Source organism: Pseudomonas sp. DP-17 (assembly GCF_022380625.1).
In the GTDB taxonomy this organism is placed as follows: domain Bacteria; phylum Pseudomonadota; class Gammaproteobacteria; order Pseudomonadales; family Pseudomonadaceae; genus Pseudomonas; species Pseudomonas nitroreducens_A.
Genome location: NZ_JAKSXG010000006.1, coordinates 1 through 24,933, shown reverse-complemented (window position 1 = coordinate 24,933; position 24,933 = coordinate 1). Strand labels below are relative to the sequence as shown.

Genomic DNA, 24,933 nt, shown 5'->3' with positions numbered 1-24,933 from the left:
CTGATGGCGCGTCCTGAAGGCCGGTATGCTTAGCGGGTCCAGAGCGGATCGGTGGTAAAGGCTATGGTCAGCCAGCGATTGGGACCTTCGTCGCCGATGGCCTCACCGATCTTATCGCGCAGCCTGTCCCACTCGGCCAGCGTCTGCGCCGGCCAATTGGGCGGCACAATGAAATACAGCTCGATCTGCTGTGCCCGGCCGACCTTGGCGACATAGGCCTGGTACGCCGTGAAGCCATGCTGCGCGACCACCTCCGCAGCCACCTCATCGACGTGCTGCTTGAGCTCGGGCGGGGTGACCAGGAGGATCTCCTTGAGCGCCTGGCGAATGGTCAGGAAGGGAATGGGCAGGATCACCAGGCAGATCAGTGCCAGCACCGCCGGGTCGACATAGGGCCCGATCTGCGCGTACCCGCTCACGCTGGCCAGATCCCCCACCAGGAAGGCGATCAGCAAGGCCAGGGAGATGCTCCCGGACATCACCCAGGACTTGGCGTCGAGGGCGACGAAGTCCGAGCCGATGCGCTTGTTGGCGCGGAACTGCACCGCCGCCAGGGAGAAACACACCAGCGTGGCGACCGCCGCGTAGAGGATGGCGAAGCCGAATTCCAGCGCGTGACCGCCCGTTAGCAGCCGGCCGATGGCATTGATCAGGGCGTACAGCGTAACGCCGCACAGCAGGGTGCCGTTGAGCGCCAGCACCATCGGCTCCAGGTGCCAGAAGCCCATGTTGAAGCGCTCGGCCAGGCGCCGGCTGGCATCGCCTTCGGTGGTGTGCCGGCGGATCAGCGTCGCCACCATCAGCGCCAGGCCGCTCATGCTCGCATCGGCCAGCGAGTAGACGCCGTCGAAGACAATGGAAAAGGATCCCGACAGCAGGCCGACGATGATCCCGAAACCGGCGAGCAGCACCGTGACGATGATGGAAAGCCGCAGGATGCCCTGTTCTGTTTTCATGACTGGCGTGCTCCTCGCGCCTTGGTGATTGTATTGCCGCAAACAGGCCCGAAGGAGGCTGGCGGTTTCGCTGGGGGGCGCGACTATAAGCCAGGGCCCGAATCATGGCCATTGCGCCCCGGCAATGTGGTTATGCAAGTTCGCATGCTCCGGCAACCCGCGGCCGGCATACAGGCACACGGACCGGGGTCATACCCCTTTGAACGAACGCCGCTGCCGGACAGAACAACGTCGGTGCGCCGCCTTCCCAAGCGTCACGAGGGCCCGGCAAGATAGCGGCATTCGCCGCCGCGTTTCGGTGGCCCTTCTGCCTTGCGCCACCGGAGTCGTATGCAACCGCGCGACCTTGCCGCCTACCTGTTCCTGGCCATTGGCTGGGGGCTGTCCTTCCTTGTGCTGCTCAAGGCCATCGCCGGGTTCGGCTGGGTTGGCGCCGTCAGCTTCCGCGCACTGATCGCCAGCTTCACGCTGTTTGCCGTGGCCAGGCTGTCCGGCCGCCGGTTGAACTTCGACGGCCTGTGGAAGCCACTGTGCGTGGTCGGCGCGACCACGGTGGCCGGCCAACTGATCGGCATGACCTACGCCACTCCACGCATCGGCACAGCCATGGCAGCCATCTTCGTCGCCGGCATTCCGCTGTTCTCCATGCTCATCGGCCGTCTCTGGGGCCTGGAGCGCATCACCTGGAGCGGCCTGGGCGGGCTGCTGCTGGGCTTCTGCGGCATGGTGCTGCTGGTGGGCTTTCCGGCGGTGCCGATCACCCACGAATTCATCCTCGGCTGCGCGGCTTCGGTGTTCGGCGCTATTTGCGCGGCCTTCGGCAGTAACTACGCGAGCCTGAAGCTGCGTACCGCCGGGCCCTGGGAAGTGACCTGCGGCGCCTTCCTGATCGGCGGGCTGCTGACGCTTCCGCTGCTGATCTGGGTGCCGGTGCCCGGCACGCCGCAGCCTATCGACTTCCTCTTCCTGCTGCTCTGCGGCTGCGTGCTCAGCGCGGTGAACTACGTCGTGTACTTCCAGCTCGTCGCGCGTATCGGGGCGACGAAAACCATCAGCGTGGAATTCGTCGTCACCGTCGTCGCCGTTCTGGTAGGTGCACTGGTGCTGGGCGAAAGCCTGTCGCTGATGCAAGGCGTGGGCGCGCTCATCATCCTGATCGGTTGCGCCCTGGTGCTCGGTCTCGTGCCGGGCACCAGGGTCCGCGCGGTCAGTTGATCGCCTGCACCGATACGGCACTTGGCGCCGCATCGTCGCGGTCGATCACTTCCATGGGCAGGCGCGAGGTTTCCCGCAGCAGCCAGGAACACACTGCCACCAGCAATAGCGCCGCCGCGCCGTAGAGCGCCACGCCGAACGGGTTGCGGCCCGTGGCGATGAGGATGGCGGTGGCGATGCTCGACGCCGTGCCGCCGCCCAGCGCCGCACCGATCTGGTAGCTGAAGGAAATCCCCGAATAGCGCATTTCCCGCGGGAACTGCTCGGCGAGGAAAGCCGGGATCGGCCCCTGGGTCGCGCCCATGAAGAAGCCCACGGCGACATAAGCCAGCAACGCCAACGGCAGGTTGTGCAGACCGATCAGCGGGAAGAAGGCGAACAACCCCAGCGCCATGATCGCCGCCCCGAAGATCATCACCGCGCGGCGACCGAAGCGATCCGACAGGTGCCCGAAGAACGGCGCGGAAGCGACGATGGCCACCGACAGCGAGAAGTCGAAGAGTAAGGCATGGCTGCTGCTGTAGCCGATGTCGGTCGCGTAGGCGAGGAAAAAGGTGCTGCCGATATAGGCGATGGTGACGTAGCCGAAAGCGATGCCGATGCACAGCAGCAGCTCGCGCGGCCGGCGGCGGAAGGCCTCCATCAGCGGCATGCGCGCCTCGGCCTTCGGCGCGGCCTCGGGCTTCGGTGCAGTGTTCTGCAGGCGCGCGTAGAGGCCGACCAGCACCAGCAGGCCGCCAAGCCAGAACGGGATGCGCCAGGCGATGCCGGAGAGGTCATCGTCGAAGGCGAAGCTGACAATGGCGAACACCGCCGAACCGAAGATGCCGCCGATGCCGATGCCCATGCTCGTGAAGCTGCCCCACAGACCGCGACGGCCCCTGGGTGCAACCTCGATGCCGAACAGCGCCGCCCCACCCCACTCGCCGCCGGCGGCAAAACCCTGCACCAGGCGCAGCAGCACCAGCAGGATGGGCGCCGCCGCGCCAATGCTGGCGTGGGTTGGCAGGAAGCCGATCAGCAGGGTGCTCGCCCCCATCAGCACCAGGGTGGCGACCAGCGCCTTCTGCCGGCCATAGCGGTCACCCAGGTGGCCGAACACCACGCCGCCCAGCGGACGGGCGAAGAAGCCGGCGCCGAAAGCTGCAAAGGCAACCAGCACGGCGGTCAGACGATCCATGCCGGGGAAGAACAGCTGCGGGAAGATCAGTGCGGCGGCGTAGCCGTAGATGACGAAATCGTAGAACTCCAGCGCGGTCCCCATGCCGGAGACGCAGAAGGTGCGAAAGGCCGAGCGCGAGCCAGGGGCTGCGGGCGTGTGGTCGATCATGGCGGTTCACTCTTGTTTTTGTGGCAACACGAAACCCGCGCGGCGGCCGGCAGGCCGCCACGGGGCGTTGGTTTGGATGCGATGACGCGTAGGGCAAACAACCCGGAACGGGTTTTCCGCCGACAGCTCGGCGGCGGATAACGCTGGCGCGTTATGCGCCCTACGAACTAGAAACGCAGGAAGCCTTCGTCGGCCAGCTTCTTCGGCGTACCGGCGACGTACTCCAGGGCGCAGTTCGTGGTGTCCAGGCCGATGCTCAGCAGGGTTTCCCAGCGCTCGGTATCCGGCTCGGACATGTCCGGGTGGAAGCACACCACCGCCTGTTCGCCGTCCGCGCCGCAGAAGGCGTCGGCACGTTCGCGCAGGGCCTTGCCCGTCATGCCGGCGGTGGCGGCCTTGAGGTGTTCCAGGCGCGCATAGGTGGTGGAAACGTCCGCCGTACGCTCGCCCCAGCTCAGTTCGCCGTCGAGGAAGTGGTTGGTGTGCAGCAGCCAGCCATCTTCGCGCGGTACCACCACGGCGGTGTGTGCCGGACTCATCTCGATGCTGGCGGCGCGGGCGCGGACTTCGTTGCGCGTGAACACAGTGAGCACGGTGGACGCACTGACCCGCGCCGAGCGCGCCAGATCGATGGCTTCGGTGACGCTGGTGGCCTCCTCCAGCACCCGACGGGCGATGGCATGCACCGGCACCCCGGCGCTGCCGTCGTCACTGGCGTGGTGCAGGATATTGAAGTGCACACCCAGCCCGGCGCTGTTCACGCCGATCTTGCCGAGCATGCCGAACTCGGTGAACAGCTTGGCAGTCAGGCCGGTGCTGCCCGTAAAGCCCAGCAGCAGACCGTGGGGCACCAGGCTGTCGTGCCAGTCCCAGGTCTGCAGACTGAGCGGTGCAGCAGCGCCCGCCGGGGCATAGACGGAGGTGGAGCATTCGCCTTCCACCGGTTGCTCGGGCATCACCGCCAGAATCTCGGTGCGGGCGTTCAGCGCCGCCAGTTGCCAAAGCGGCAGGCCGACGCCCAGGGCCAGGCCTTCGACCTCCTTCGCCAGGGCCGGGCACCAGTCGGCCAGCGCTGCCAGGCTCGCTTCGCCAATGGCGCGCGCCTTGTCCAGCTCCACGCCGACGCGCGGGAAGAAGTCCAGATACAGCGCCACGGTCTGGCGGATCTGCTCGGCGAAGGTTTCGCCGATCTGCCGGCCACGCTGCAGCGGGTCGCGGATGTCGGTGGTGAAGGTGTGAAGAATCACGGCAAGGCTCCTGTTACTACATGAACGAATGAATTGAAGCAAAGCGCACTTTGTTGGATGGGTGGAGCGCAGCGATACCCATCGATCCGGCGTCGCTACAGCATGGGTATCGCTTCGCTCCACCCATCCTACGAATGAAGCAAGGCCAGGGTTTGTCGCACGCTTTTAACTATGGCCGACTATAGACTTCGCGGCCGGCGAACCAGGTCTTGAGCACACGGGTATCACGCAGCGCTTCAGGCTTGACCGTGAACACGTCGCGGTCGAGCAGGACCAGGTCCGCCTGCTTGCCCGGCTTGAGCGAACCGATGCTCTGCTCCAGGCGCAGAGTGCGCGCGGCGTTGAGGGTGTAGGCCTGGAACATGGTTTGCCGATCGATGTCTTCGGCGGCGTTGAGTACGCCCTTCGGGCCGACGCGCTGGAGGCCCTGGTAGATGGCCTTCCACGGGTCGGGCGTGGTGATCGGCCAGTCGCTGGCGCCGGAAATGGTCGCGCCGTTCTTCAGCAACGAGCGCGCCGGGTACATGTGCAGGAAGGCCATGGCACTGACGTAGGGCTTGACCAGGTCGACGCTGTTCTCGTCGGCGGCGGCCCAGTACAGCTGCATGGCGGCGATCACGTCGAGCGCCTTGAAACGCGGGAAGTCCTTGGGATTGACCATCTGCAGGTGCGTAATCGAATGCGGGATGCCGCTGTGGCGCTCCTTGCGCGCCTGTTCGATGCCGTTGAGCGATTCGCGCACCGCTCGGTCGCCGATGGCGTGGATGTGCACCAGCCAGCCACGGGCGTCGGCAGCGCTGACCAGCTCGCCGAAGTGCTTGGGATCGATCAGCAACTCGCCGTACTTCTTCGAATTGCTGTAGGGCTCGATCATCGCCGCGCTTTGCGCCGGCACCTCGGCCACGCCGTCGGCGAAGACCTTGATGCCCGGCAGCGTCAGGTTGGGAACATCGATGAATTGCTGGCGCACCTTGTCCAGTTCGTCGAGGTCGGCGGGAGTCGCCTTGGAGTCGGCCATCAGCAGCGCCGCGACGTGCGCAGTCAGTCCGTCCTCTTCCGCCAGCAGCTTGTAGGCCGGCAGCACGCCGACGGAATCGTTATGGATGTCACCACCGGGGTTCTCGTTCGCCAGGGGCTCCATCCAGGCGGTGATGCCCAGCTCGTGGTAGTAGCTCTGCGCGCCCTTCAGGGCCTTGAGCAGCTCGTCGTTGCTCGCCAGCGGCAGCAGCGCCTGCACCGGATACAGACCGGCATCCACCAGGAAGCCGTTGGGCTTGCCGTCGGCGTCGTGGCCGATGGTGGCCTGCTCTTCGCCCTTCAGCGACTTGACCTTGGCCACATCGATCCCGGCGAGGTCGAGCAGCGCCTGGTTGGCCCAGCCGGTGTGATAGTCGCCGCCGGCCAGGAGAATCGGCTGCTTTGCCCATTCGCCCTGGTTGAAGCGCTGCTGCAATTCACCGAGCTCGTCCCAGTACGCCGTCGGCACACCGCCGACATAGAGGAACGGGCCACGCCGCGCGCGGCCGTCGTCACGCCACTGGCGCAGCTTGCTCTCGAACTCGGCCAGTGGCAGGTCCTGGTTGTCCAGGTTGGCCTGGAGCATCTGCAGACCGCCCTTGACCAGGTGGGTATGGGCATCGATGAATCCGGGCATCAGCACCTGACCCTGCAGGTCGATGACCCGGGTCGACGGCTGCCGGAGCTTGAGGACCTGCGCATCGGAGCCGACGGCGAGGATACGACCGTTCTCCACCGCCACCGCCTGCTGCAGCGCCTGGCCGGGTTCGGCGGTATAGACCTTGCCGCCGTGGAAGATGAGATCGGCGGCGGCCATAGTTTCCATCGAGGAAAAAGCGCAAGCCGCCGACACCAGCGCCGGAATCAGTAGTTTCATCGCAGAGCCTTCGTTATTGTTGATCTTTGACGAAGGTTAAGCAAAAGCCCCGGCGGCTTTAACACTGACTTCCCGCACAACTTCTGTTCCTGTCAGGAATCAATCCATGGACAAGATGACCGCCCTCACCATGTTCGTCGCTACCGCCGAACACGGCGGCTTCAGCCGCGCCGCCGAACAGCTGGGCAAGACGCCTTCGGCCATTACCAAGGGCGTGGCGCAACTGGAGGCCGAGCTGGGCCAGCGCCTGTTCGAGCGCACCACGCGGCGCATGGCACTGACCGAGGCCGGGCACATCTACCTGGAAGGCGCGCGCTCGGCGCTGATGCAGCTGCAACGAGCCAGCGAGGAAGTCGAGCAGTTGCAGACCGAACTGCGCGGCAGCCTGCGCATCGTCTCGCCGCCCTCCTTCGCGCCGGCCTTCTTCAACGCCGTGTGCTGCCGCTTCCTGCGCGAGCATCCGCAGGTGCGCCTGGAGGTGGACCTGCTGGACGAGTTCGTCGACCTGGTGGAAGGCGGCTACGACATCGCCCTGCGCGACGGCCCCATCGACCTGCCCGACGTGATCGCCCAGCCACTGCTGGAAAACCGCCTGATGCTCTGCGCCAGCCCCAGGTATCTCGCGGAAAAGGGCCTGGAGGTGACATTGGAGAACTACGAGCAGCACGACTGGCTGATCTTTCGCCACCCGCTGCTGAACCGGAATTTCTGGTGGGTGCAGAAGGACGGCGAACGCCTGCGCATCCGCCAGCCGGTGCCGCGTATCGCCAGCGACAACTACGACTTCCTGCTCTCCTGCCTGCTGGACGGCCAGGGCCTGCAGTTCCTGCCGCAGTGGAGCGCACTGCCCTACCTGGAAAGCGGCGAACTGGTGGAGCAGCTGCCCGATTGCTGGCGCGACCAGAGCGCCTTCGGGCCCTGGGTGCATGTGCTCTACCTGCCGCACCGGCGCAGCACCCGCAAGGTGCGGGTGTTCATCGAGTACCTGCGCGAACATCTGCAAGGCAAGGGGCTGGTCTGACCGGCCACGACGACGCAGGCCTGCAGGGGCGCGCCATGCGCGCGATCGCAGGCGTGGCCCGCTTCAACAGACTCCCGGCGGAACCCGGCGAGCGTAGGAGCGGACTCTGTCCGCGATGTGCCACCGGCCCGTTCGAAGCCGCCGGGAAGCAATCGCGGGCAGAGTCCGCTCCTACACAGAGGCTCCCCTCCCGGACCTATTTGATGTACCAACCCCAGGGCTGGTCGCTGAGGTACTCGGTGACCTGCTTGGTCTCCAGGTAGTTGTCCAGGCCCCACACACCCAGCTCGCGGCCGATACCGCTCTGCTTGTAGCCGCCCCAGGGCGCCTGGGTGAAAGTCGGCTGCGAACAATTGACCCAGACGATGCCGGCGCGCAGGCCCCGGCTTACCCGCTGGCATCGCGCAGGGTCGGCAGACATCACCGCCGCGGCCAGGCCGAACTGACTGTCGTTGGCCAGGCGCAGCGCCTCGGCTTCGTCCTTGAATCGGCGCACGGCGAGCACCGGGCCGAAGATTTCCTCGCGCCACACAGCGCTCTCCAGCGGCGCGTCGATGAACACCGTCGGCTCGACGAACCAGCCCTTGTCCCGATGCGCCGGGCGCTTGCCGCCGGTCACCAGTTTCGCGCCATCGCGCACGCCGGCCTCGATGGCCTGCAGCACCTTGGCGTGTTGCCCGGCACTCACCAGCGGGCCGAGCAGCACGCCCGGCTCCAGGCCATTGCCGATCGTGATACGGCGGGCCTCTTCCACCAGGCGCTCGATCAGCCGGTCATGCAGGCCGTCCTGCACCAGCAGGCGCGAGGTGGCACTGCACACCTGGCCCTGGTTCCAGAAGATGCCGAACAGGATCCACTCCACGGCCGCTTCGACATCCGCATCATCGAAGACGATGAACGCCGACTTGCCGCCCAGCTCCAGGCTGACGTTCTTGATGTCCTGGGCCGCCGCCTGCATGATTGCGCGCCCGGTGGGCACGCTGCCGGTGAAGGCCAGCTTGTCCACGCCCGGGTGCGCCGACAGCGGCGAGCCGGCATCGCGGCCCAGGCCGGTGAGCACGTTGAGCACGCCCTTGGGCAGGCCCACGGCATCGGCCGCGGCGGCCAATTCCAGGGAGGTCAGCGGCGTCAGTTCCGAAGGCTTGAGCACGGCGGTGCAGCCAGCGGCGAGAGCCGGCGCGACCTTCCACGAAGCCATCAACAGCGGGTAGTTCCACGGGATGATCTGCCCGGCCACGCCGACCGGCTCGCGCAGCACGCGGCAGGCGAAACGCTCGTCGGGCAGCGCGACCACTTCACCGTCGTCATTCAGCCCTTCGGCCAGCTCGGCGTAGTAGTCGAAGCAGCCGATGGCGTCGTCGATGTCCCACTGCGCCTCGGGCAGCGGCTTGCCGTTGTCCTGCACTTCCAGGCGGGCCAGGTCTTCGCGGCGGCCACGCAGGTTATCGGCGATGGCGCGCAGGTAGCCGGCGCGTTCCTTCCCGGTACTGCGGCCCCACTCGCCCTCATCGAAGGCCCGGCGCGCGGACTGCACGGCGCGGTCCACATCCTCGCCGGTGGCGGCGGCGACTTCGGTCAGCACGGCTTCGCTGGAGGGTTCGTACACCTCGAAGCGGCCGCCTTGTGCGGGTGCCTGCCACTGGCCGTCGATATAGAGCTGGTCGCGCATGGGAAGGTCTCCTGAGCGGGTTGGAATACTTGTCGGCCGAGCATAGGGAAATGCGCATCAGGTTGATAACGCGGGCGCCCTGCATGCGGGCACGCGCGGAGGGACCACGCCGGGCACGTGGCAACCCGTAGGATGGGGGGAGCCTGCGATACCCATCGCCAGTGTAATCAGCGATTGATGGGTATCGCTGCGCTCCACGCCATCCTACAAAAGCGATTCGCTCACGCAGTCGCCTTCTGCTCCAGATACGCCTTGGGCGACAGCCCCGTCTCCTCGCGGAAGCAACGGTAGAAGGTCGACAAAGAGCGGAACCCCGCCGCCCGCGCCAGTTCGTCGATACGCGTGACGCTGGTGGCGTCGCCCAACTGGCTGAGCAGATGGCGCAGGCGCAGCTGGTTCAGGTACTGGTAGAAACTCAGGCCCAGCACCTGGTTGAGGAAGTAGGAAATCTGGTTGCGCGTATAACCGGTGGCCGCGGCGACCTGGGGCATGTCCAGGTCCGGATTGAGAAACGGCCGGCTCTGCTGGAAATACTGCTGGATGTCGCCACCCAGCTGGCTCAGCTGCCGCGCTGAAAGCCCCAGGCGGCTGTCGGCCATGCGCGGCTGCGGCTCGCTGGCGGGTTTCTGCGGCTGGCCGACCAGCGCGGCGTGCTCGTTGACCCGGATGATCCGGCCATCGCGCACGGTATAGGCCTCGGTGGTGCGAAAGGACACCAGCCCTTGCGTGCCGCGCAAGGTCACCTGGTATTGCAGGAAAGCCGTGTCGCCGTCCACCCGCAAGCGGTCGGTATAGACCTGAGACTCATCCCCTGCCGCCGGCATGCTGGTCTGCAGGTAGTCGCGCAGTTCGCTCGGCGCGATCCGACGCCCCTGGAAGAAATCGTTGTACTCCACCTGCGGGTCGAACAGCGCCATCAGCGCCTCGATGTCACGGCGGCGCCAGGCCTGGTGATAGCGCAGCACCACGGCATGGGTAGCGGCGCTCGCCGGGTCGGACTGGTAGGTCGCGCCTTCCAGCGTGGCGCTCCAGCCCAGTTCTTCGCTCATGGATTTCCCCTGCCGGTCTTGGCCGGCTATTCCTGCTCCGGGCGTGCCCGCAAAGAGAGGCAAGCCGTATGCCTGGGCACCCCGGAGCGATTACAAAACTCGGACGCGGCCCGAAGACCGCTATTTCTTCCGACATTCTGCCGGAGTTTTCCGATGACATCCGCCCTTCTTGCGCACGCCATTCCCAGACCCTTCTGGCTCGACACACTCGAACCCGTTCCCGCTACACCGGCGCTGGAAGCGGATCGCCGTTTCGACCTGGTGGTGGTCGGCGGTGGCTTTACCGGTCTCTGGACTGCCCTGCACGCCCGCCAGCGCTGGCCCGGCGCGAGCATCGCGGTGGTCGAGGCGCGTCGCTGCGGTGGCGAGGCCAGCGGACGCAACGGCGGCTTCTGTGCACCGAGTATTTCTCACGGCGTAGGCAATGCCCTGCGCCGCTGGCCGGAAGAAGCCGAAACCCTCGTACGTTTGGGCCGTCAGAACCTGGACGAGTTCGAGGCGGACCTGCAGCGCTTCGGCATGAAGGTTGAGTTCGAACGGCGCGGCAAGCTCAGCGTCGCCGCCCAGCCCTGGCAGGTCGAAGGCTTGCGTGGCATGCAGCGCAACTACCAGCGCTTCGGCATCGACTGCGAGTGGCTCGAAGGTGCGGAACTGGCACAGAAACTCGATTCGCCGCTGTACCAGGCCGGCGTGTTCGAGCCCAACTACGCGCTGCTCAACCCGGCGAAGATGTCCGCCGAGCTGCGCCGGGTCTGCCTGGAACAGGGCATCGAGCTGTTCGAGAACACTCCGGTACACGAGCTGCATCAGCGCGGAGACCGCCTGCTGCTGCGCTGCGACCGTGGAGAGCTGGAGGCCGGGCAGATCGCCCTGGCGACCAACATCGCGCCGCCGCTGCTTGGCCACCTGAATTCCAGCGTGATCCCGGTGTACGACTACTCGCTGGTCACCCAACCGCTTTCCGACGACCAGCTGCGCGCCATCGGCTGGGTCGACCGCTACGGCATCGCCGATGCCGGCAACCAGTTCCACTACCTGCGCAAGACCGCCGACAACCGCATTCTCTGGGCCGGCTTCGACGCCATCTACCATTTCGGCAGTCGCCGCGACGAATCCCTGACCCAGCGCCCGGAAAGCTTCCAGCGCCTGGCCGGGCAGTTCCGCGAGGCCTTCCCGCAGCTCGGCCCGGTGGAGTTCAGCCATGCCTGGGGCGGCATCATCGATACCTCGGCGCGCACCACGCTGTTCACCGGTTGCGTGCTCGGCGGGCGCGTCGCCTACGCGCTGGGCTTCACCGGCCAGGGCGTCTCCGCCAGCCGTTTCGCCGCCTTGAACATGCTCGATCAACTGGGTGGCGAGCGCACCGAGCGCACCGAACTGCGCATGACCTCGCAGAAGCCCTTCCCCTTCCCGCCCGAGCCGCTGCGCTACCTCGGCGTGCGCCTGGCGCAGCATTCGCTGGCCAAGGAAGACCGCACCGGCCGCCGCGACCTGCTGCTCAAGACCCTCGATGCCTTCGGCGTCGGTTTCGATTCCTGATGGAGAACACCATGTCCACCCTGCCCCGCCACGTCATCGACTTCGCCAACCCCGCCCTAACCCCACAGGAGCGCGAGATCAACGACCCGGCCATCGTCGATGCGCCGTACCGGAGCCGCAGCTGGCGGCACTTCAGTGCGCCGGAAAAGAACGCCATCGCCGGCATCTGGGAAGCCGGCGCGCACCTGGAACGCTGCGAGTGCGACTACGACGAGCTATGCCACATCCTCGAGGGCACCGTACGCCTGACCGATGCCGACGGCGTGGCGAAGACCTTCGGCCCGGGGGATTCCTTCGTGGTCGCGGCGGGCTTCAAGGGCACCTGGGAAAACCTCACGCCGGTGCGCAAGGTGTATTTCATTCTCGGTTGAACCCTGCTCCGCGATGGATTAACAGCCTTCGTAGGAGCGCCGTCCGCGATTGGCTTCGCCCAACGCCCAGACGAATCGGCGTGGCGGTGGATCGATCGCGGACAGAGTCCGTTCCTACGCAACAGCTGACTCTTGCGCAGCGTGCGCGGCCAGCGATGTTCCGGACCGCCAGCCAGCCGTACGTCCCCCCAAGCTCCACAACCGTTTGAAAGGACTATAACTAGCGAAACGAAACGGCAGGTCAGCAGGTTCAACCCGGCCAAGACCGCCCATGATGGCTCTTTCCCTTTACCCGGATCAGGTTTCCCCGGCCTGATCGGCGCCCGCGGCGCGGAGCGGTTTGATGAGTTCCAGAACCTGGCGATGGGCTCGCAGGAGCCTTCCTGGCTGCATCGGGCTGGCCTTGCTGGTCGCTCCGCTTTACGCCAGCGCCCTGTACAGGTGCCAGGCCCGCGACGGGACCGTCAGCCACACCAGCCACGCTGTTGTCGGCGCCCACTGCACGCTTCAGAACGGCAAGACTGGCCAGACCAGCAAGGCGAGTGCGACTGCTGGCGCCAGGTCAAAGGCCGCGCCCGCGTCCGCACGCGGGGACGATCCGGGCTCAGGACGGGTTCGGGTGTACACCTTCGTCCACAAGGGCGTTCGCCAGTATGTGAGCCGCCGCCCGGTCGGGATCGCCGCGCGGGTCGATGTGATCGATGTGTATTACATCAAGGGCTGCTACCTGTGCATGGCGCCGAAGGATTTCAACGTCGCCACGCTGCGCCTCGACACCCGTTCCTATCGCCGGGAAATCGAGGCCGCTTCACTGCGCTACGGCGTCGACAGGGCGCTGGTCCGCGCGGTGATCCATGCCGAATCGGCGTTCCAGCCCAGAGCCATTTCCATTGCCGGTGCCCAGGGGCTGATGCAGTTGATGCCCGACACCGCCGAGCGCTTCAACGTCAGCGATCCGTTCGATGCGCGGCAGAACATCCGCGGCGGCGTGCGCTATCTGGCCTGGCTGCTCAAGCGCTTCAAGGGCAACCAGCGGCTGGCGCTGGCCAGCTACAACGCCGGGGAAATGACCGTCGACAAGTACAACGGCATCCCTCCCTACGCCGAGACGCAAACCTACGTCGCCCGCGTGCAGTCCCTGACCGAGCGCTATCGCAATCATCCGTAGGGCGCCCCTTCGAATGGTTGATCCGTCCCACTTTGCCAAAAGCTGGTGCGGCCTTCTGAGCGGGCGTAGGAGCGGACTCCGTCCGCGATGGGCTTGCCCGCGCCGTGGTCGGCCGGAGCGGTGGTGAATCGATCGCGGACGAAGTCCGCTCCTGCGCCAAGCCAAGCCAAGCCCTACGCCCTACCACTCAGCCGAACTTCCACCCCGCCGTCGCCAGCCGCGCGTCCAGCGCGGCGAGGTCGGCTTCGACCCGCGCAGCCGGCTCCGGCATGTACGCCAGCGGATCGGGCAGCGTGGACGACTCACCGAGGAAGCCTTCCGTCGCCGCATGCAGGCAGTACGCGCTGTAGGCCGGGTTATAGCCGCCCTCCTGCACCACCAGCAGTCTTCCCTGGCAGAGCTCGTCGGCCAGCGCGCGAGCGCGGCGGGCCAGGCGGTTGAAGCCCTGCATGGTCACCAGCTGGCGGCCGTTGGGGTCGAACTGCGAGGCATCCAGGCCGTTGGCGATGATCAGCAGGTCCGGCTTGAAGGCGCGCAGCGCCGGCTCGACGAAGCGGTTGAAGACCCTCTCGTAGAGCTGATCGCCCGAGCCCATGGGCAGCGGCAGGTTGAGGTTGCTGCCCAGCCCCGCGCCATAGCCGCGCTCGTCCACCGCGCCGGTCTGCGGGTGGCTCGGGCCCCAGGCGCCGTGGTCCATGTGCAGGGACACGGTGAACACCGACGGATCGTCGTAGAACCCTTCCTGGGTGCCGTTGCCGTGGTGCACGTCCCAGTCGACGATGGCGACGCGTTCGAGACCGGCCGCCTGGGCGGCGCGCGCGGCAATCCCGGCATGGTTGAAGAAGCAGTAGCCGTCGGCCATGGCCGGCGCCGCATGGTGGCCCGGCGGACGCACCAGGGCCATGGCCGGATTGCCGCTGGCCAGCACGCTCTCCAGCGCCGCCAGGCTGGTGCCGGCGGCGGCCAACAATCCGGCAAGACTGCCGGCGGCCATCAGGGTGGTGCTGCTGAAGCGCTTGCCCTGGGCATCCGCCTCGAAGATGCCGCGCAGGTAATCGGCATCGTGGAAGCCCAGCAACTCCTCTTCGCTGGCATGGCGGCCTTCATGCCAGCGCAGCGAACCGGCCACCGGCCCGCGCTGGAGGATCGCGCGCATGTTCAGCAGCCGCGGATTGCTCTCCGGGTGCTGCAGCTGTTCGGCCAGCAGGTCGCTGGGCGGCGCCTCGAACACGCCGGCAGCAGTGTCGTGGCGCAGCACGTCGTCGTGCCAGAAAACATCCATCGTGTGACTCATCGGAAGCCCTCGGTCTACTTCACTGCGCCTGTGGCGCAGGCACGCTTCAAGTACATCCATACGGGTTTGCATTTAGCCGGAGAACTAGGCGGGCGGCCGAAGACAGTCCTTCTAGCACGGCGAGGCCGCCCAACGACGCTATACGGCTGAAGGCGAGCCCGTATCAGTCGATGATCGTCAGCTCCGGCGGAAGCTCGGACAGACTCGCCGAGCCCTTCTCGCCGCACAGCACGGTGTCGCCGAGCTTGATACCGAAGCCTTCGTTGTACAAGGACAGGTTCGGCTCGATGGAGAACGACATGTTCGGCTGGAACACGTGGTCATCGGCCTCGTCCACCATCATCGCTTCCAGCCAGGTCGGCGGGTACGCCAGGCCCAGGCTGTAGCCGATGCGGTGCACGCGGGTGCGCGAGAGGTCGATGCGGTCGAGGATCTGGTTGCACACGCGGTTGGCCTCGCCCACCGGGGTGCCCGGCTTGGCGATCTCGATGGCAGCGTTGAAGGCTTCGGTGAGCAGGGTCGCCACTTCCTTCACCCGCGGGCTGGGTTTGCCGATCACCGCGGTGCGCATGAGGATGGCGTGGTAGCGGTTGCACACGCCGGCATGTTCGAGGATCACCACATCGCCGTGGCTGATGGTCTGGCGGTGCGGCATGGCGTGGGTCATGGTGCTGCGGCGGCCGGTGGCGCACATCGGGCTGATCGCCGAGTACTCGCTGCCGGCGCGGCCCAAAGCGTTGGCGACGATGCCGGCCACCTCCACCTCGGAGATGCCCGGACGCAGCGCCTCGAAGGCGGCCAGCATGCCCTGGTCGGCCATGCGCGCGGCGCTGCGCTGGTATTCGATTTCCTCGGCGGTCTTGATCAGGCGGTTCTCCGCGACCAGCGGGCCGGCGTCCTCGAAACGGGCCTCGGGCATGTAGCCCAGCAGTGCGTTGTACTGCGCCGGGGAGAAGGTCGAGGCGGTCATTTCCAGGCCGATGCGCGCCTGGCTCAGGCCAGCCTGGGCGAGCACATCGGCGACGATCTTCAGCGGGTCCTGCTTGGCGATGTCATAGAAGATCGCTTCGTTGATGCACGACAGCTCCCAGGTGCAGGGCTCCTCGCTGGTGCGGGTGAGGAACACCGGTTCGGCCAGCTTGGGCGAGATGATCAGCGCCTGGTACCAGAGGAAGCCCAGGCTGTCGAAGCCGGTCAGGTAGTTGATGTTGTCCGGGTAGTTGACCACCAGGGCATCCAGGCCACGGTCGGCCATGCGGCGTTTGACGGCTTCGACGCGTTGACGGTAGGTGCGCGCGGGGAAAGCAGTAAGCATGGGGATTCCCTCCTCAGGGACAAGGTGCAAGCGATACAGGCGTTTTTGTTTGAGGCCGCCATCCAGCGGCCATATGCGGGGTAAAACAGTCAGCTGGGTGGCTGGTGCCGCGCCAGGTACAGGCGCACCAGCATCACCACCAGGGTGAGGACGATCATCAGGGTGGACACGGCGGCAATCGCCGGATCGAGGTTGTAGCGCAGGCCGTCCCAGATGCGCTTGGGCAGCGTCACCACGTTCAGGCCGCTGGTGAACAGGGTCACCACCACTTCTTCCCAGGACATCACGAAGCCCATGAAGAAGCCGCCGGCCACGCCGCCGCGCACGTTGGGCAGCAGCACGTTCCACAGCGTCGGCCAGAGCCCGGCGCCAAGGGAGCGCGAGGCCTTGTACAGGCTCTGGTCGAGCCGCGCGTAGGCCACCAGCAGGGCGATGACCGAGTACGGCAGCGCCATCAGCAGATGGCCGAAGCCCACGCCCAGCAGGCTGTCGAGTACGCCCAGGCGCGCATCGAGGTAGTAGATCGACATGGCCGAGACCACCTGCGGCACGATCATCGGCAACAGCACGATGGCGGTCAGCAGGGTGCGGTGTCGGCGCTGCAGCCAGATGCCGGTCGCGAACAGGAAGGCCAGCGCCGTGGACAGCGCACCGACCACCAGCGCCAGGCCGAGGCTCTGCAGGATCGACACCAGCCAGGCGCCGTCGAACAGCGTCGCGTAGTGGCGCAGCGACCAGTCGCCGTCCGGGAAGGCCAGGTAGCGCTGGTTGCCGAACGACAGCGGGACGATCACCAGGATCGGCAGCAACAGGAACAGTGCCGACAGCGACAGCGCGAACCAGGACAGCCAGCGGCCGACCGGCGGGCGTGGCAGTTGCGGCTTTTTCACCGGCATGGCGGCGAGATAGGTTCCCTGCGGAGTCACAGCTCAGTCCTCCCGAGCAGCCGGCGGTAGCCGATGAGTTGTCCGAACAGCAGCGCGCAACCGACCACCAGCAGCATCAGCACGATGCTCAGCGCCGCGCCCAGGCCCCAGTTGGACAGCTGGAACATCTGCACATAGATGTACTCCGCAAGCATCGCCGCCTTGCCGCCACCCAGCAGCGCCGGCGTGACGAAGCAACCGAGGCTGAAGACGAAGACGATGGCCGACGCAGCAACCACACCTGGCAGGGTCAGCGGGATGAAGATGTCCTTGAGCGTCTGCCAGTGGCTGGCGCCCAGGCTGCTGGAGGCGCGCAGCAGGCTGTCGTCCACCTGTTTGAGCGAGGACAGCAGCGGCAGTACCGCATACGGCACCATGAAGTGCACCATGCCGATCAGCGCGCCCAATTCGTTGCGCACCAGCGGTGGCGGCGCATCGAACCAGCCGGTGGCCATCAGCCCCTGGCTGACCAGCCCACCATTGCGCAACAGCACCAGCCAGGCGAAGGCGCGGATCAGCATCGACAGCCAGAACGGCAGCAGCACGAACAGCTCGATCAGCTGCCGGCCGCGTGGCGTCGCGAAACGCCAGCGGTAGGCGATCAGGTAGGCGATGCCGACGCTGATCGCGGTGGTCAGCAGACAGATGCGCAGGGTGCGCCAGATCACCGCCTGCAGGTTGGCGTTGTCGGCGATGGCCGCGTAGTTCTGCGTGCCCCACTCCGGCAGGCTGAAGCTCCAGCCCAGCACGCCGAGGGTCGGCAGCAGATAGCCGACCACCACGAGCAAGGGCAGCGGCAGGATCAGCAGGCCGTAGACCGGCAGCACGCCCGGTGCGAAACGTCGCATCTCAGCCACCGATCAGCGCGAGGTAGCGCTCCAGGGTTTCGCCGTAGTGCTCGGCGTGCCACTTGTTGTTCAGCGATACCTGCTTCTTCAGGTTGTCCGGCGCAGTGGGGTTGATCGCCTGCAGCTGGGCACTGAGCAGGTCATTGGCCTTGAGGTTCACCGGGCCCATGTTGTAGACCTCCATGAGCTTGGCCTGCACCTCCGGTCGCAGCGCATAGGCGATGAAGTCCATGGCCGCCTTGGCGCCGGCCGGGTTGCCCTTGGGCACCATCCACACCGAGGGCGAGACGATACCGCCATCGAAGCTCCAGTCGATCTTGCCGGCGGTGTCGTTCTTCACCAGCTCCGCGCGGGTGTGCCACATCTGCGCCATGCTCACTTCGCCATCGCGGATCAGCTGCTGCGACTCGGCGCCGGTGGACCAGTGGGTGGCGATGTGCGGCAGCAGCTCCTCGATCTTGCGCAGGGCGCGGTCCACATCCAGCGGGTAAAGCTGCTCCGGCGGTACGCCGTCGGCCAGCAGCGCGCACTCCAGGTTGGCGCTCATCCACTTGTAGAGGGTGCGCTTGCCCGGGTACTTCTTCACGTCCCAGAAGTCGGCCCAGGACTTGGGCGGGTTCTTGCCGAACTGCTCGTGGTCGTAGCCGATCACGTAGCTGTAGGTGTAGTTGGCGAGGCCGAAGTCATGCACGTCGCCGTAGCCGATCAGCGACTTGTCGACGATGCCGTAGTCGATGGGCGCGAGGAACTTGTCTTTGCCCAGGCGGTAGGACGAATACATCTCGCCGTCGCACACGTCCCAGCGCACCGCGCCGCTGCTCACCTGGGTCTTCAGCGCACCTTCGGTGGGGCCGCTGCCGTCCACTTTCAGCGTGAGACCGGACGCCTGGTCGAAGCCGCCGAAGCTCTTCTCGAAGGCCGGCACCGCGTCACCGCCCCAGTTGGCCAGCACAAGGTTGCCGCCCGCAGCGAAAGCACGGCTGCCGGCACCGAAAGGCAAGGCGCTGGCAGCAGCAAGCAGCAGCAGGCTGCGGTTGAAATCGCGGCGGCTGATGCCGGCGCGCTCGCCCTTCTGGGTGGCGATTTCGATGGCGTCTTCGATGAAGCCTTGGCGTTCTTTCATTGTGATTGCTCCCCGATCGTTGTTTTCGTTATGTGGTTGTCAGGCGGACAACAGGTGGCAGTGCTGCGGCGACCAGCTGCACCAGTAGCGCTGGCCGCTGCGCAGATCGGCCAGCAGCGGGTGCGACACCGGCAGGCGCAGGTCGAGGCGTTCGCCCTGCTCCAGGGTCAGTTCGAGATTGACGTGGGCGCCCTGGTAGGTGGCGCTGCCTGCGGTGGCACAGAGACCGTTGTCGCGGCCGGCATCCTGCAGCGGGCGCAGGTCGATGTGTTCCGGGCGCACCGCCAGCCAACTCCTGCCGCCCAGGCTCGCCTGGGCCGAATGGCCCACGCGCAGGTGCTGGCCACGGAAATCGCAGAGCGTGGCTTCGGCTTCGCGACCGACCACGCCGACCTCCAGCAGGTTGGTGTCGCCGAGGAAGTTGGCGACGAAACGGCTGGCCGGTCGCTCGTAGACCTCGCGCGGGGTGCCAAGCTGCTCCAGGCGGCCCTTGTTGAACACGGCGATGCGATCGGACAGCGCCAGCGCTTCTTCCTGGTCGTGAGTGACGAAGACGAATGTGGTGCCGAAGTCCTTGTGCATGCGCGCCAGCTCGCCCTGCATTTCCTGGCGCAGGCGGCGGTCGAGGGCAGACAGCGGTTCGTCGAGGAGCAGCAGCCTGGGCTTGAATATCAGCGCGCGGGCCAGCGCCACGCGTTGCTGCTGGCCGCCGGAGAGCTGGGCGATGCCGCGATTGCCCATGCCGCCCAGGCCGACGCGTTCCAGCACGTCCGCCACCCGGCGCTCGATCTCGGCGCTCGGCACCTTGCGGATACGCAGCGGGTAGGCGACGTTCTGCGCCACGCTCATGTGCGGGAACAGAGCATAGCCCTGGAACACCACGCCGAAGTCACGCGCATCTGGCGCCAGGTGGGTGATGTCGCGGCCGTCCATCTCGATGCGCCCTTCGCTGGGTTCGACGAAGCCGGCGAGCATCATCAGCGTGGTGCTCTTGCCCGAGCCCGAAGGGCCGAGCAGCGTGAGGAATTCGCCCTGGCGGATGCTCAGGCTGAGGTCGCTCAGGACCTGCAGGTTGCCGTAGCGCTTGCCCAGGCCGAGCAAGTCGACGAAATGCTGCATGGCGGATCTCCAGCCGTTTTTTCTTGTTGATCGGTGTTGGCTTGGCGTCATCTTCTGTGCAAATTTAACTAACGACAATTCAATAGATTTCCGCCTGAATCGTTAGTCAAATTCACGAAATAAGGTCCTTCATGCGTCAGAACAGTGCGTTTCGCCTGCCCTCGCTCATTGCCCTGCGCGCTTTCGAGGCGCTGGTCCGCCAGGGCAGCATCAGCCGCGCGGCACTGGAGCTGCACGTCACCCATGGGGCGGTCAGTCACCAGGTGAAGAAGCTGGAAGAAGAGCTGGGCATGGCGCTGGTGGAGCGCCAGGGCAAGGGCGTGAAACTGACCGCCGCCGGGCGCCAGCTGAGCCAGCAGATCAGCAGCGCCTTCGACCAGCTGCGCGACATCCGCCGCGCCCTGCCCACCGAGGAACCCGCCGGCGAGCTGCGCATCGCCTGCGCCCCGGCGTTGCTGGCGCGGGTGTCATCGCTGCTGGAGAAATTCCTGCGCAACTACCAGGAGGTGGCCCTGCACCTGCTGCCGATGAGCAGCGACCTGGGCCAGGTGGACATGGTGATTTCCTTCGGCGAGACGCACATCGAAGGCCAGCGCTTCGCCGCGCTGGGCGACATCCGCTACTTCCCGGTGTGCAGCCCGCGCCTGCTCAACACCCAGGAACACCTGCGCAAGCCGCGCGACCTGGCGCGCCAGGTGCTGCTGCACGAGGATGACGGTTTCGACTGGAGCCGCTACTTCCTCGCCGCCGGGGTGCCCGGTTTGCAGGCGCGGCAGAACGTCTTCCTGCCCGACGCCTACCTGACCATCCGCGCCGCGCTGGCCGGCGGCGGCGTAACCATCAGCGACCATATCCTCGCTGGCGAGGAGCTGGCCGAAGGCCGCCTGGTGCGCCTTTTCGACATCGACTTCCCGGCACCCCACCCCTACTTCCTGATCATCCCGCCCCACGGCAACCAGGCCCTGGCACGGGAGTTCGCCGATTGGCTGCTGCATGAGCTGGAGGCGATTCCGGCGTTTGATTGAAACGGGATAGTCCTCTGCGCCCTGCACCCGATCGCGGACGGAGTCCGCGCCTACCCCCCATGCGGGGCCTGGGGGGGTGCCCGGGGGGCCGGGGCCCCCCCCCCGCCGCGGGGGCGCCCCCCCCGCCCCCCCCCCCCCCCCCCCCCCCTCGACTCACCGGCGGCTCAGAGCCTCCGCCCACCCAACAGGAAATGCGACAACGCCGGAATCAGTATCAACGCCCCGAGCATGTTCCAGAGGAACATGAAGGTCAGCAGGATCCCCATGTCCGCCTGGAACTTGATCGGCGACCAGGCCCAGGTAATCACGCCCGCCGCCAGGGTCACGCCGACCAGCGCCACCACCTTGCCGGTGAAGGCCACCGCCTGCTGGTAGGCCACCGACAGCGGCAACCCGGCCCGCTGCAGTTGCAGCTGCACGCTGAGCAGATACAACGCGTAATCCACCCCGATCCCCACGCCCAGCGCGATCACCGGCAAGGTGGCGACCTTCACGCCGATGCCCATCACCACCATCAGCGCCTCGCAGAGGATCGAGGTGAGCACCAGCGGTAGCAGCGCCACCAGGGTCGCGCGCCAGCTGCGGAAGGTGATCAGGCAGAAGATGCCCACCGCCGCATAGACGTAGAACAGCATGCGATGGTTGGCCTCGCGCACCACGCGGTTGGTCGCTGCCTCGATGCCGGCGCTGCCGGCGGCCAGGAGGAACTGGCGGTCAGGCGTGCTGTTGGCGCGGGCGAAGTTCTCGGCGATGCCGGCCACCTCGTCCAGGGTCTGGGCCTTGTGGTCCTTGAGGAAGGCGATCACCGGCATCAGCGAGCACTCGGTGTTGAACAGCTCCGGGGTGTTCACCGAGGCCTGCTGGGCGGCGTAGTTGAGCACATCCTGGTTGCGTTGCAGACTGGCGAACTTGGGGTTGCCCTCGTAGGTACCGGCGGTGATCTGCCGTACCGCGTTAACCAGCGAGGTGGTCGCCTGCACGCCCTCGTGCTGTTGCAGCGCCCAGCCCAGCCGGTCGGCGAGGACCAGCGTACGGTAGTTCAGGCAGCCTTCCGGCGCGGTCTTCACCATCACCGCGAAGAGGTCGCTGGATAGCGCGTAATGGCTGGTGATGTAGGCGTTGTCGCGGTTGTAGCGCGAGTCGGCGCGCAGCTCCGGGGCGCCGGCGTCGAGGTCGCCGATCTGCAGATGCTGACTGACCAGCAGGCCGCCCACGCCCAGCAGCGCTGCCACGGCCAGCGCGATGGTCGCCCAGCGACGCTCGGTAAAATGGTCCAGCAGTGCCCACAGCTTGCCGATGCCCTGCTGGCGGTCCACCTGGCGCTCCTCGCGCAGGGCACGCTCGGCGGCACGCTGGCTGACGCCGACATAGGACAGCGCCACCGGCATCATCAGCAGCGAGGTGAAGATCAGCACCGCCACGCCGATGCTGGCGGCAATCGCCAGGTCCTGGATCACCGGGATGTCGATCAGCATCAGCACGGCGAAACCCACCGCGTCGGAAAGCAGCGCAGTGACGCCGGCCAGGAACAGGCGGCGGAAGGTGTTGCGCGCCGCCACCTGCTTGTGGGTGCCGCGGCCGATGTCCTGCATGATGCCGTTCATCTTCTGGGTGGCGTGGGACACGCCGATGGCGAAGATCAGGAACGGCACCAGGATCGAATACGGGTCCAGCGCATAGCCCAGCCAGGCCACCAGGCCGAGCTGCCAGACCACCGCCAGCAGCGAGCAGCCGATCACCAGCAGGCTGCTGCGCAGGCAACGGGTGTAGAAGAGGATGATGACGAAGGCGGTGATCACCGCCAGCCCGAAGAACAGCATGACCCGCACCAGGCCGTCGATCAGGTCGCCCACCAGCTTGGCGAAGCCGATCACGTGCAGGCGCACCGGGCCCTTGCCCTCCTCGCCGGCGGCGAAGGCGCGGGCGTCGCCCAGGTATTCGTACTTCAGGCGCAGGTCGTCGAGGGCGCGGGAGAATTCGCGGTAGTCGATGCCCTTGCCGGTGGCCGAGTCGCGGTCGAGCAGCGGCACCACCAGCATGCTGGAGCGGAAGTCGTTGCCCACCAGGCTGCCGACAATGCCGGCGCGGGCGATGTTCTCGCGCAATTGCCCGATGGCCTCGGGCTTGCCGTCATAGCCGTCGGGCATCACCGGGCCGCCCTGGAAGCCCTCCTCGGTGACTTCCGTCCAGCGCACCGCCGGCGACCACAGCGACTTCATCCAGGCGCGGTCGACGCCGTGGCTGAGGAACAACTGGTCGCTGATCTGCCGCAGGCTGTCGATGTAGGCCGGGTCGAAGATGTCGCCGCCGGGGTTCTCCACCACCACCCGCACCGAGTTGCCCAGGCCGCGCAGGGCGGCGCGGTTGTCCAGGTAGTTGCGGATGTAGGGATCGCCGTGGGGGATCATCTTCTCGAAGGCCGGGCGCATCTCCAGGCGGGTCACGGCCATGTAGCCCAGCACCAGGGTGACCAGCGCGATCAGGGCGATGAACAGCGCGCGGTGGTTGAACACCAGGCGCTCCAGCAGGTTGCCGCTGTGGGTGTCGAAGTCCCGCAGTTCGCGGACTACAGGCATCTCACCTTGCTTCAGGTCGACCATGAGGCTGTCTCTCTATCTCTTGTTCTTATGGTTCTTGTACGGGTGGAGCACCGGTGCGCTCAGCGCACCGGCATCGCGTTCTCGCGTACGCCACGGGCACCGACCAGCAACAGGCGGCCGGGACCGGCCAAGGCGCCGCTGACGGGCAGGCGCTCGGCCAGGTCCAGGGCCTTGAAGCTGCCACCGCTGTCGTCGCTGACCAGACCCTGGCCGGCCTGGCTGAACAGGTACAGCCGGCCGTTGGCGTCGAAGCTGGCGGCAGTCAGGCTGACCGGCAGGCCGGTATCGACGGCGCTCCAGCTATCGCCGCCATCGAGGCTGCGGATGGCGTGGCCGCGCAGGCCGTAGGCGAACACCAGGCCGGGCCGCGCGACCACGCCGAAGAAACTGCCGGCGTAGGGCGACGGCAGGGCGACGAAGCGCTGCTGGCTCTCCTGTCCACTCACTGTTCGAGGAGCCAGACGCAAAAGCAGGCCCTGCTCGCCAACGATGAACAGGTCATCGCCGCTCGCCGTCATGGCGGTCAGGTGCAGCGCCTGGGGATTGTCGATGCGGTGGTTCCAGGGTTCCCAGCTCTGCCCGCCGTCGGTGGTGTGCAGGATCAGGTTGAAGGCACCGACCACGAAGCCTTCCTTCGCGTCGCGGAACCACAGGTCGAGGAACGGTTTGTCAGCGCCCTCCTCCTTCAGCCGCTGTGCCTGCGCCAGCCAGGTGGCGTTGTCCGGCTGCGGGTGGGCGTTGTAGTAATCGATCATCAACTGGCCGACCTGCCGGCCGTCGAGCTGGCGCTCCCAGTGCTTGCCGCCGTCGGCGCTGTGCAGCACCACGCCGTCGTGGCCCACCGCCCAGCCGTCCTGCGGCGTGGGGAAGCGCACGGCGGTCAGGTCGGAGCTCACCGGCACCTCGGCCTGGCGCCAACTGCTGCCGCCGTCATCGGAATACAGGATGTGGCCACGCGCGCCCGCACTGACCAGCCGGTTGCCGGCGCGGCTGATGGCCAGCAGCGGGACACGACTGGGGACATGGCTGTAGGCGGCAGGCAGGTCGAGCACATCGACGAAGCCACCCGCGTCGTCACCGGCGTGGGCGCCACCGGCCAGCAGCAAGGCGCCCAGGAGCAGCAGGCGCTTGAAGGGAATCTGCATGGAGCTTTCCTCGGGTAGAGCAGCGGCGGCCCCGGCCGGGGCCGCCCCCCCGGGGCAGCGCAAGGCCCGCACCCCCCAC

20 protein-coding genes are annotated in these 24,933 nt (G+C 66.7%); 6 read left to right on the top strand and 14 right to left on the bottom strand.

All coding sequences use genetic code 11. The annotated features are described in order from the left end of the window. Positions 1-29: 29 nt before the first annotated feature. On the bottom strand, positions 30-956 hold the full coding sequence (locus MJ122_RS12250) for a cation transporter (RefSeq protein WP_017517913.1): 927 nt from the start codon (positions 954-956) through the stop codon (positions 30-32). Between the two features lie 330 nt (positions 957-1,286). On the opposite strand from MJ122_RS12250, the gene MJ122_RS12245 reads away from it, so the two are divergent. Next, on the top strand, positions 1,287-2,171 hold the full coding sequence (locus MJ122_RS12245; protein WP_239744353.1) for a DMT family transporter: 885 nt from the start codon (positions 1,287-1,289) through the stop codon (positions 2,169-2,171). On the opposite strand, the gene MJ122_RS12240 is transcribed toward MJ122_RS12245, so the two are convergent. The 3 genes from MJ122_RS12240 to MJ122_RS12230 form a co-directional block, all read right to left on the bottom strand. After that, on the bottom strand, positions 2,164-3,501 hold the full coding sequence (locus MJ122_RS12240) for an MFS transporter (RefSeq protein WP_239744352.1): 1,338 nt from the start codon (positions 3,499-3,501) through the stop codon (positions 2,164-2,166). The genes MJ122_RS12245 and MJ122_RS12240 overlap by 8 nt on opposite strands. A 167-nt stretch (positions 3,502-3,668) precedes the next feature. Next, complete coding sequence (locus MJ122_RS12235) at positions 3,669-4,748, bottom strand: C45 family peptidase (RefSeq protein WP_239744351.1); 1,080 nt, start codon at positions 4,746-4,748, stop codon at positions 3,669-3,671. Positions 4,749-4,917: 169 nt separating this feature from the next. After that, complete coding sequence (locus tag MJ122_RS12230; RefSeq protein ID WP_239744350.1) at positions 4,918-6,642, bottom strand: amidohydrolase; 1,725 nt, start codon at positions 6,640-6,642, stop codon at positions 4,918-4,920. A 106-nt stretch (positions 6,643-6,748) separates the two neighbouring features. On the opposite strand from MJ122_RS12230, the gene MJ122_RS12225 reads away from it, so the two are divergent. Then, positions 6,749-7,663, top strand: a complete 915-nt coding sequence (locus MJ122_RS12225; protein ID WP_088417126.1) for a LysR family transcriptional regulator — start codon at positions 6,749-6,751, stop codon at positions 7,661-7,663. 196 nt (positions 7,664-7,859) lie between these two features. Here MJ122_RS12225 and MJ122_RS12220 read toward each other — a convergent pair whose 3' ends face one another. After that, on the bottom strand, positions 7,860-9,332 hold the full coding sequence (locus MJ122_RS12220) for an aldehyde dehydrogenase family protein (protein WP_239744349.1): 1,473 nt from the start codon (positions 9,330-9,332) through the stop codon (positions 7,860-7,862). Positions 9,333-9,553: 221 nt separating this feature from the next. Next, positions 9,554-10,381, bottom strand: a complete 828-nt coding sequence (locus tag MJ122_RS12215; RefSeq protein WP_088417128.1) for a nuclear transport factor 2 family protein — start codon at positions 10,379-10,381, stop codon at positions 9,554-9,556. 153 nt (positions 10,382-10,534) lie between these two features. On the opposite strand from MJ122_RS12215, the gene MJ122_RS12210 reads away from it, so the two are divergent. The 3 genes from MJ122_RS12210 to MJ122_RS12200 all read left to right on the top strand — a co-directional run bounded on the left by MJ122_RS12210 (position 10,535) and on the right by MJ122_RS12200 (position 13,459). Then, complete coding sequence (locus tag MJ122_RS12210; protein WP_239744348.1) at positions 10,535-11,920, top strand: FAD-dependent oxidoreductase; 1,386 nt, start codon at positions 10,535-10,537, stop codon at positions 11,918-11,920. An 11-nt stretch (positions 11,921-11,931) separates the two neighbouring features. Next, positions 11,932-12,291 carry a cupin domain-containing protein gene (locus MJ122_RS12205; RefSeq protein WP_088417130.1) on the top strand — a complete coding sequence of 120 codons (360 nt, stop codon included), beginning with the start codon at positions 11,932-11,934 and terminating at the stop codon, positions 12,289-12,291. Positions 12,292-12,634: 343 nt separating this feature from the next. Beyond that, the gene (locus MJ122_RS12200) at positions 12,635-13,459 is read left to right on the top strand and encodes a lytic transglycosylase domain-containing protein (RefSeq protein WP_239744347.1); all 825 of its coding nucleotides are present in this window, start codon (positions 12,635-12,637) and stop codon (positions 13,457-13,459) included. 187 nt (positions 13,460-13,646) lie between these two features. Here the strand turns inward: MJ122_RS12200 and MJ122_RS12195 are convergent, their stop codons facing one another. The 6 genes from MJ122_RS12195 to MJ122_RS12170 form a co-directional block, all read right to left on the bottom strand. Next, positions 13,647-14,741, bottom strand: a complete 1,095-nt coding sequence (locus MJ122_RS12195; RefSeq protein ID WP_239744346.1) for a hypothetical protein — start codon at positions 14,739-14,741, stop codon at positions 13,647-13,649. Between the two features lie 175 nt (positions 14,742-14,916). Continuing rightward, entirely contained in the window at positions 14,917-16,068 is a 1,152-nt protein-coding gene (locus MJ122_RS12190; RefSeq protein WP_088417133.1) for a Xaa-Pro peptidase family protein, read from the bottom strand. 89 nt (positions 16,069-16,157) lie between these two features. Beyond that, positions 16,158-16,994, bottom strand: coding sequence for an ABC transporter permease (locus MJ122_RS12185; RefSeq protein WP_239744345.1), 837 nt, complete (start codon positions 16,992-16,994; stop codon positions 16,158-16,160). Then, entirely contained in the window at positions 16,991-17,842 is an 852-nt protein-coding gene (locus MJ122_RS12180; protein ID WP_239744344.1) for an ABC transporter permease, read from the bottom strand. Before MJ122_RS12180 ends, MJ122_RS12185 begins: the two co-directional genes overlap by 4 nt. A 1-nt stretch (position 17,843) precedes the next feature. Next, on the bottom strand, positions 17,844-18,965 hold the full coding sequence (locus MJ122_RS12175; RefSeq protein ID WP_239744343.1) for an ABC transporter substrate-binding protein: 1,122 nt from the start codon (positions 18,963-18,965) through the stop codon (positions 17,844-17,846). Between the two features lie 39 nt (positions 18,966-19,004). Continuing rightward, the gene (locus MJ122_RS12170; RefSeq protein WP_239744342.1) at positions 19,005-20,084 is read right to left on the bottom strand and encodes an ABC transporter ATP-binding protein; all 1,080 of its coding nucleotides are present in this window, start codon (positions 20,082-20,084) and stop codon (positions 19,005-19,007) included. A 131-nt stretch (positions 20,085-20,215) separates the two neighbouring features. On the opposite strand from MJ122_RS12170, the gene MJ122_RS12165 reads away from it, so the two are divergent. Further along, positions 20,216-21,109: a LysR substrate-binding domain-containing protein gene (locus MJ122_RS12165; RefSeq protein WP_239744341.1), complete on the top strand. Its 894-nt coding sequence runs from the start codon at positions 20,216-20,218 to the stop codon at positions 21,107-21,109. 164 nt (positions 21,110-21,273) lie between these two features. On the opposite strand, the gene MJ122_RS12160 is transcribed toward MJ122_RS12165, so the two are convergent. Further along, the gene (locus tag MJ122_RS12160; RefSeq protein ID WP_239744340.1) at positions 21,274-23,709 is read right to left on the bottom strand and encodes an MMPL family transporter; all 2,436 of its coding nucleotides are present in this window, start codon (positions 23,707-23,709) and stop codon (positions 21,274-21,276) included. 59 nt (positions 23,710-23,768) lie between these two features. Continuing rightward, positions 23,769-24,854: a YCF48-related protein gene (locus MJ122_RS12155; protein ID WP_239744339.1), complete on the bottom strand. Its 1,086-nt coding sequence runs from the start codon at positions 24,852-24,854 to the stop codon at positions 23,769-23,771. Positions 24,855-24,933 lie beyond the last annotated feature (79 nt).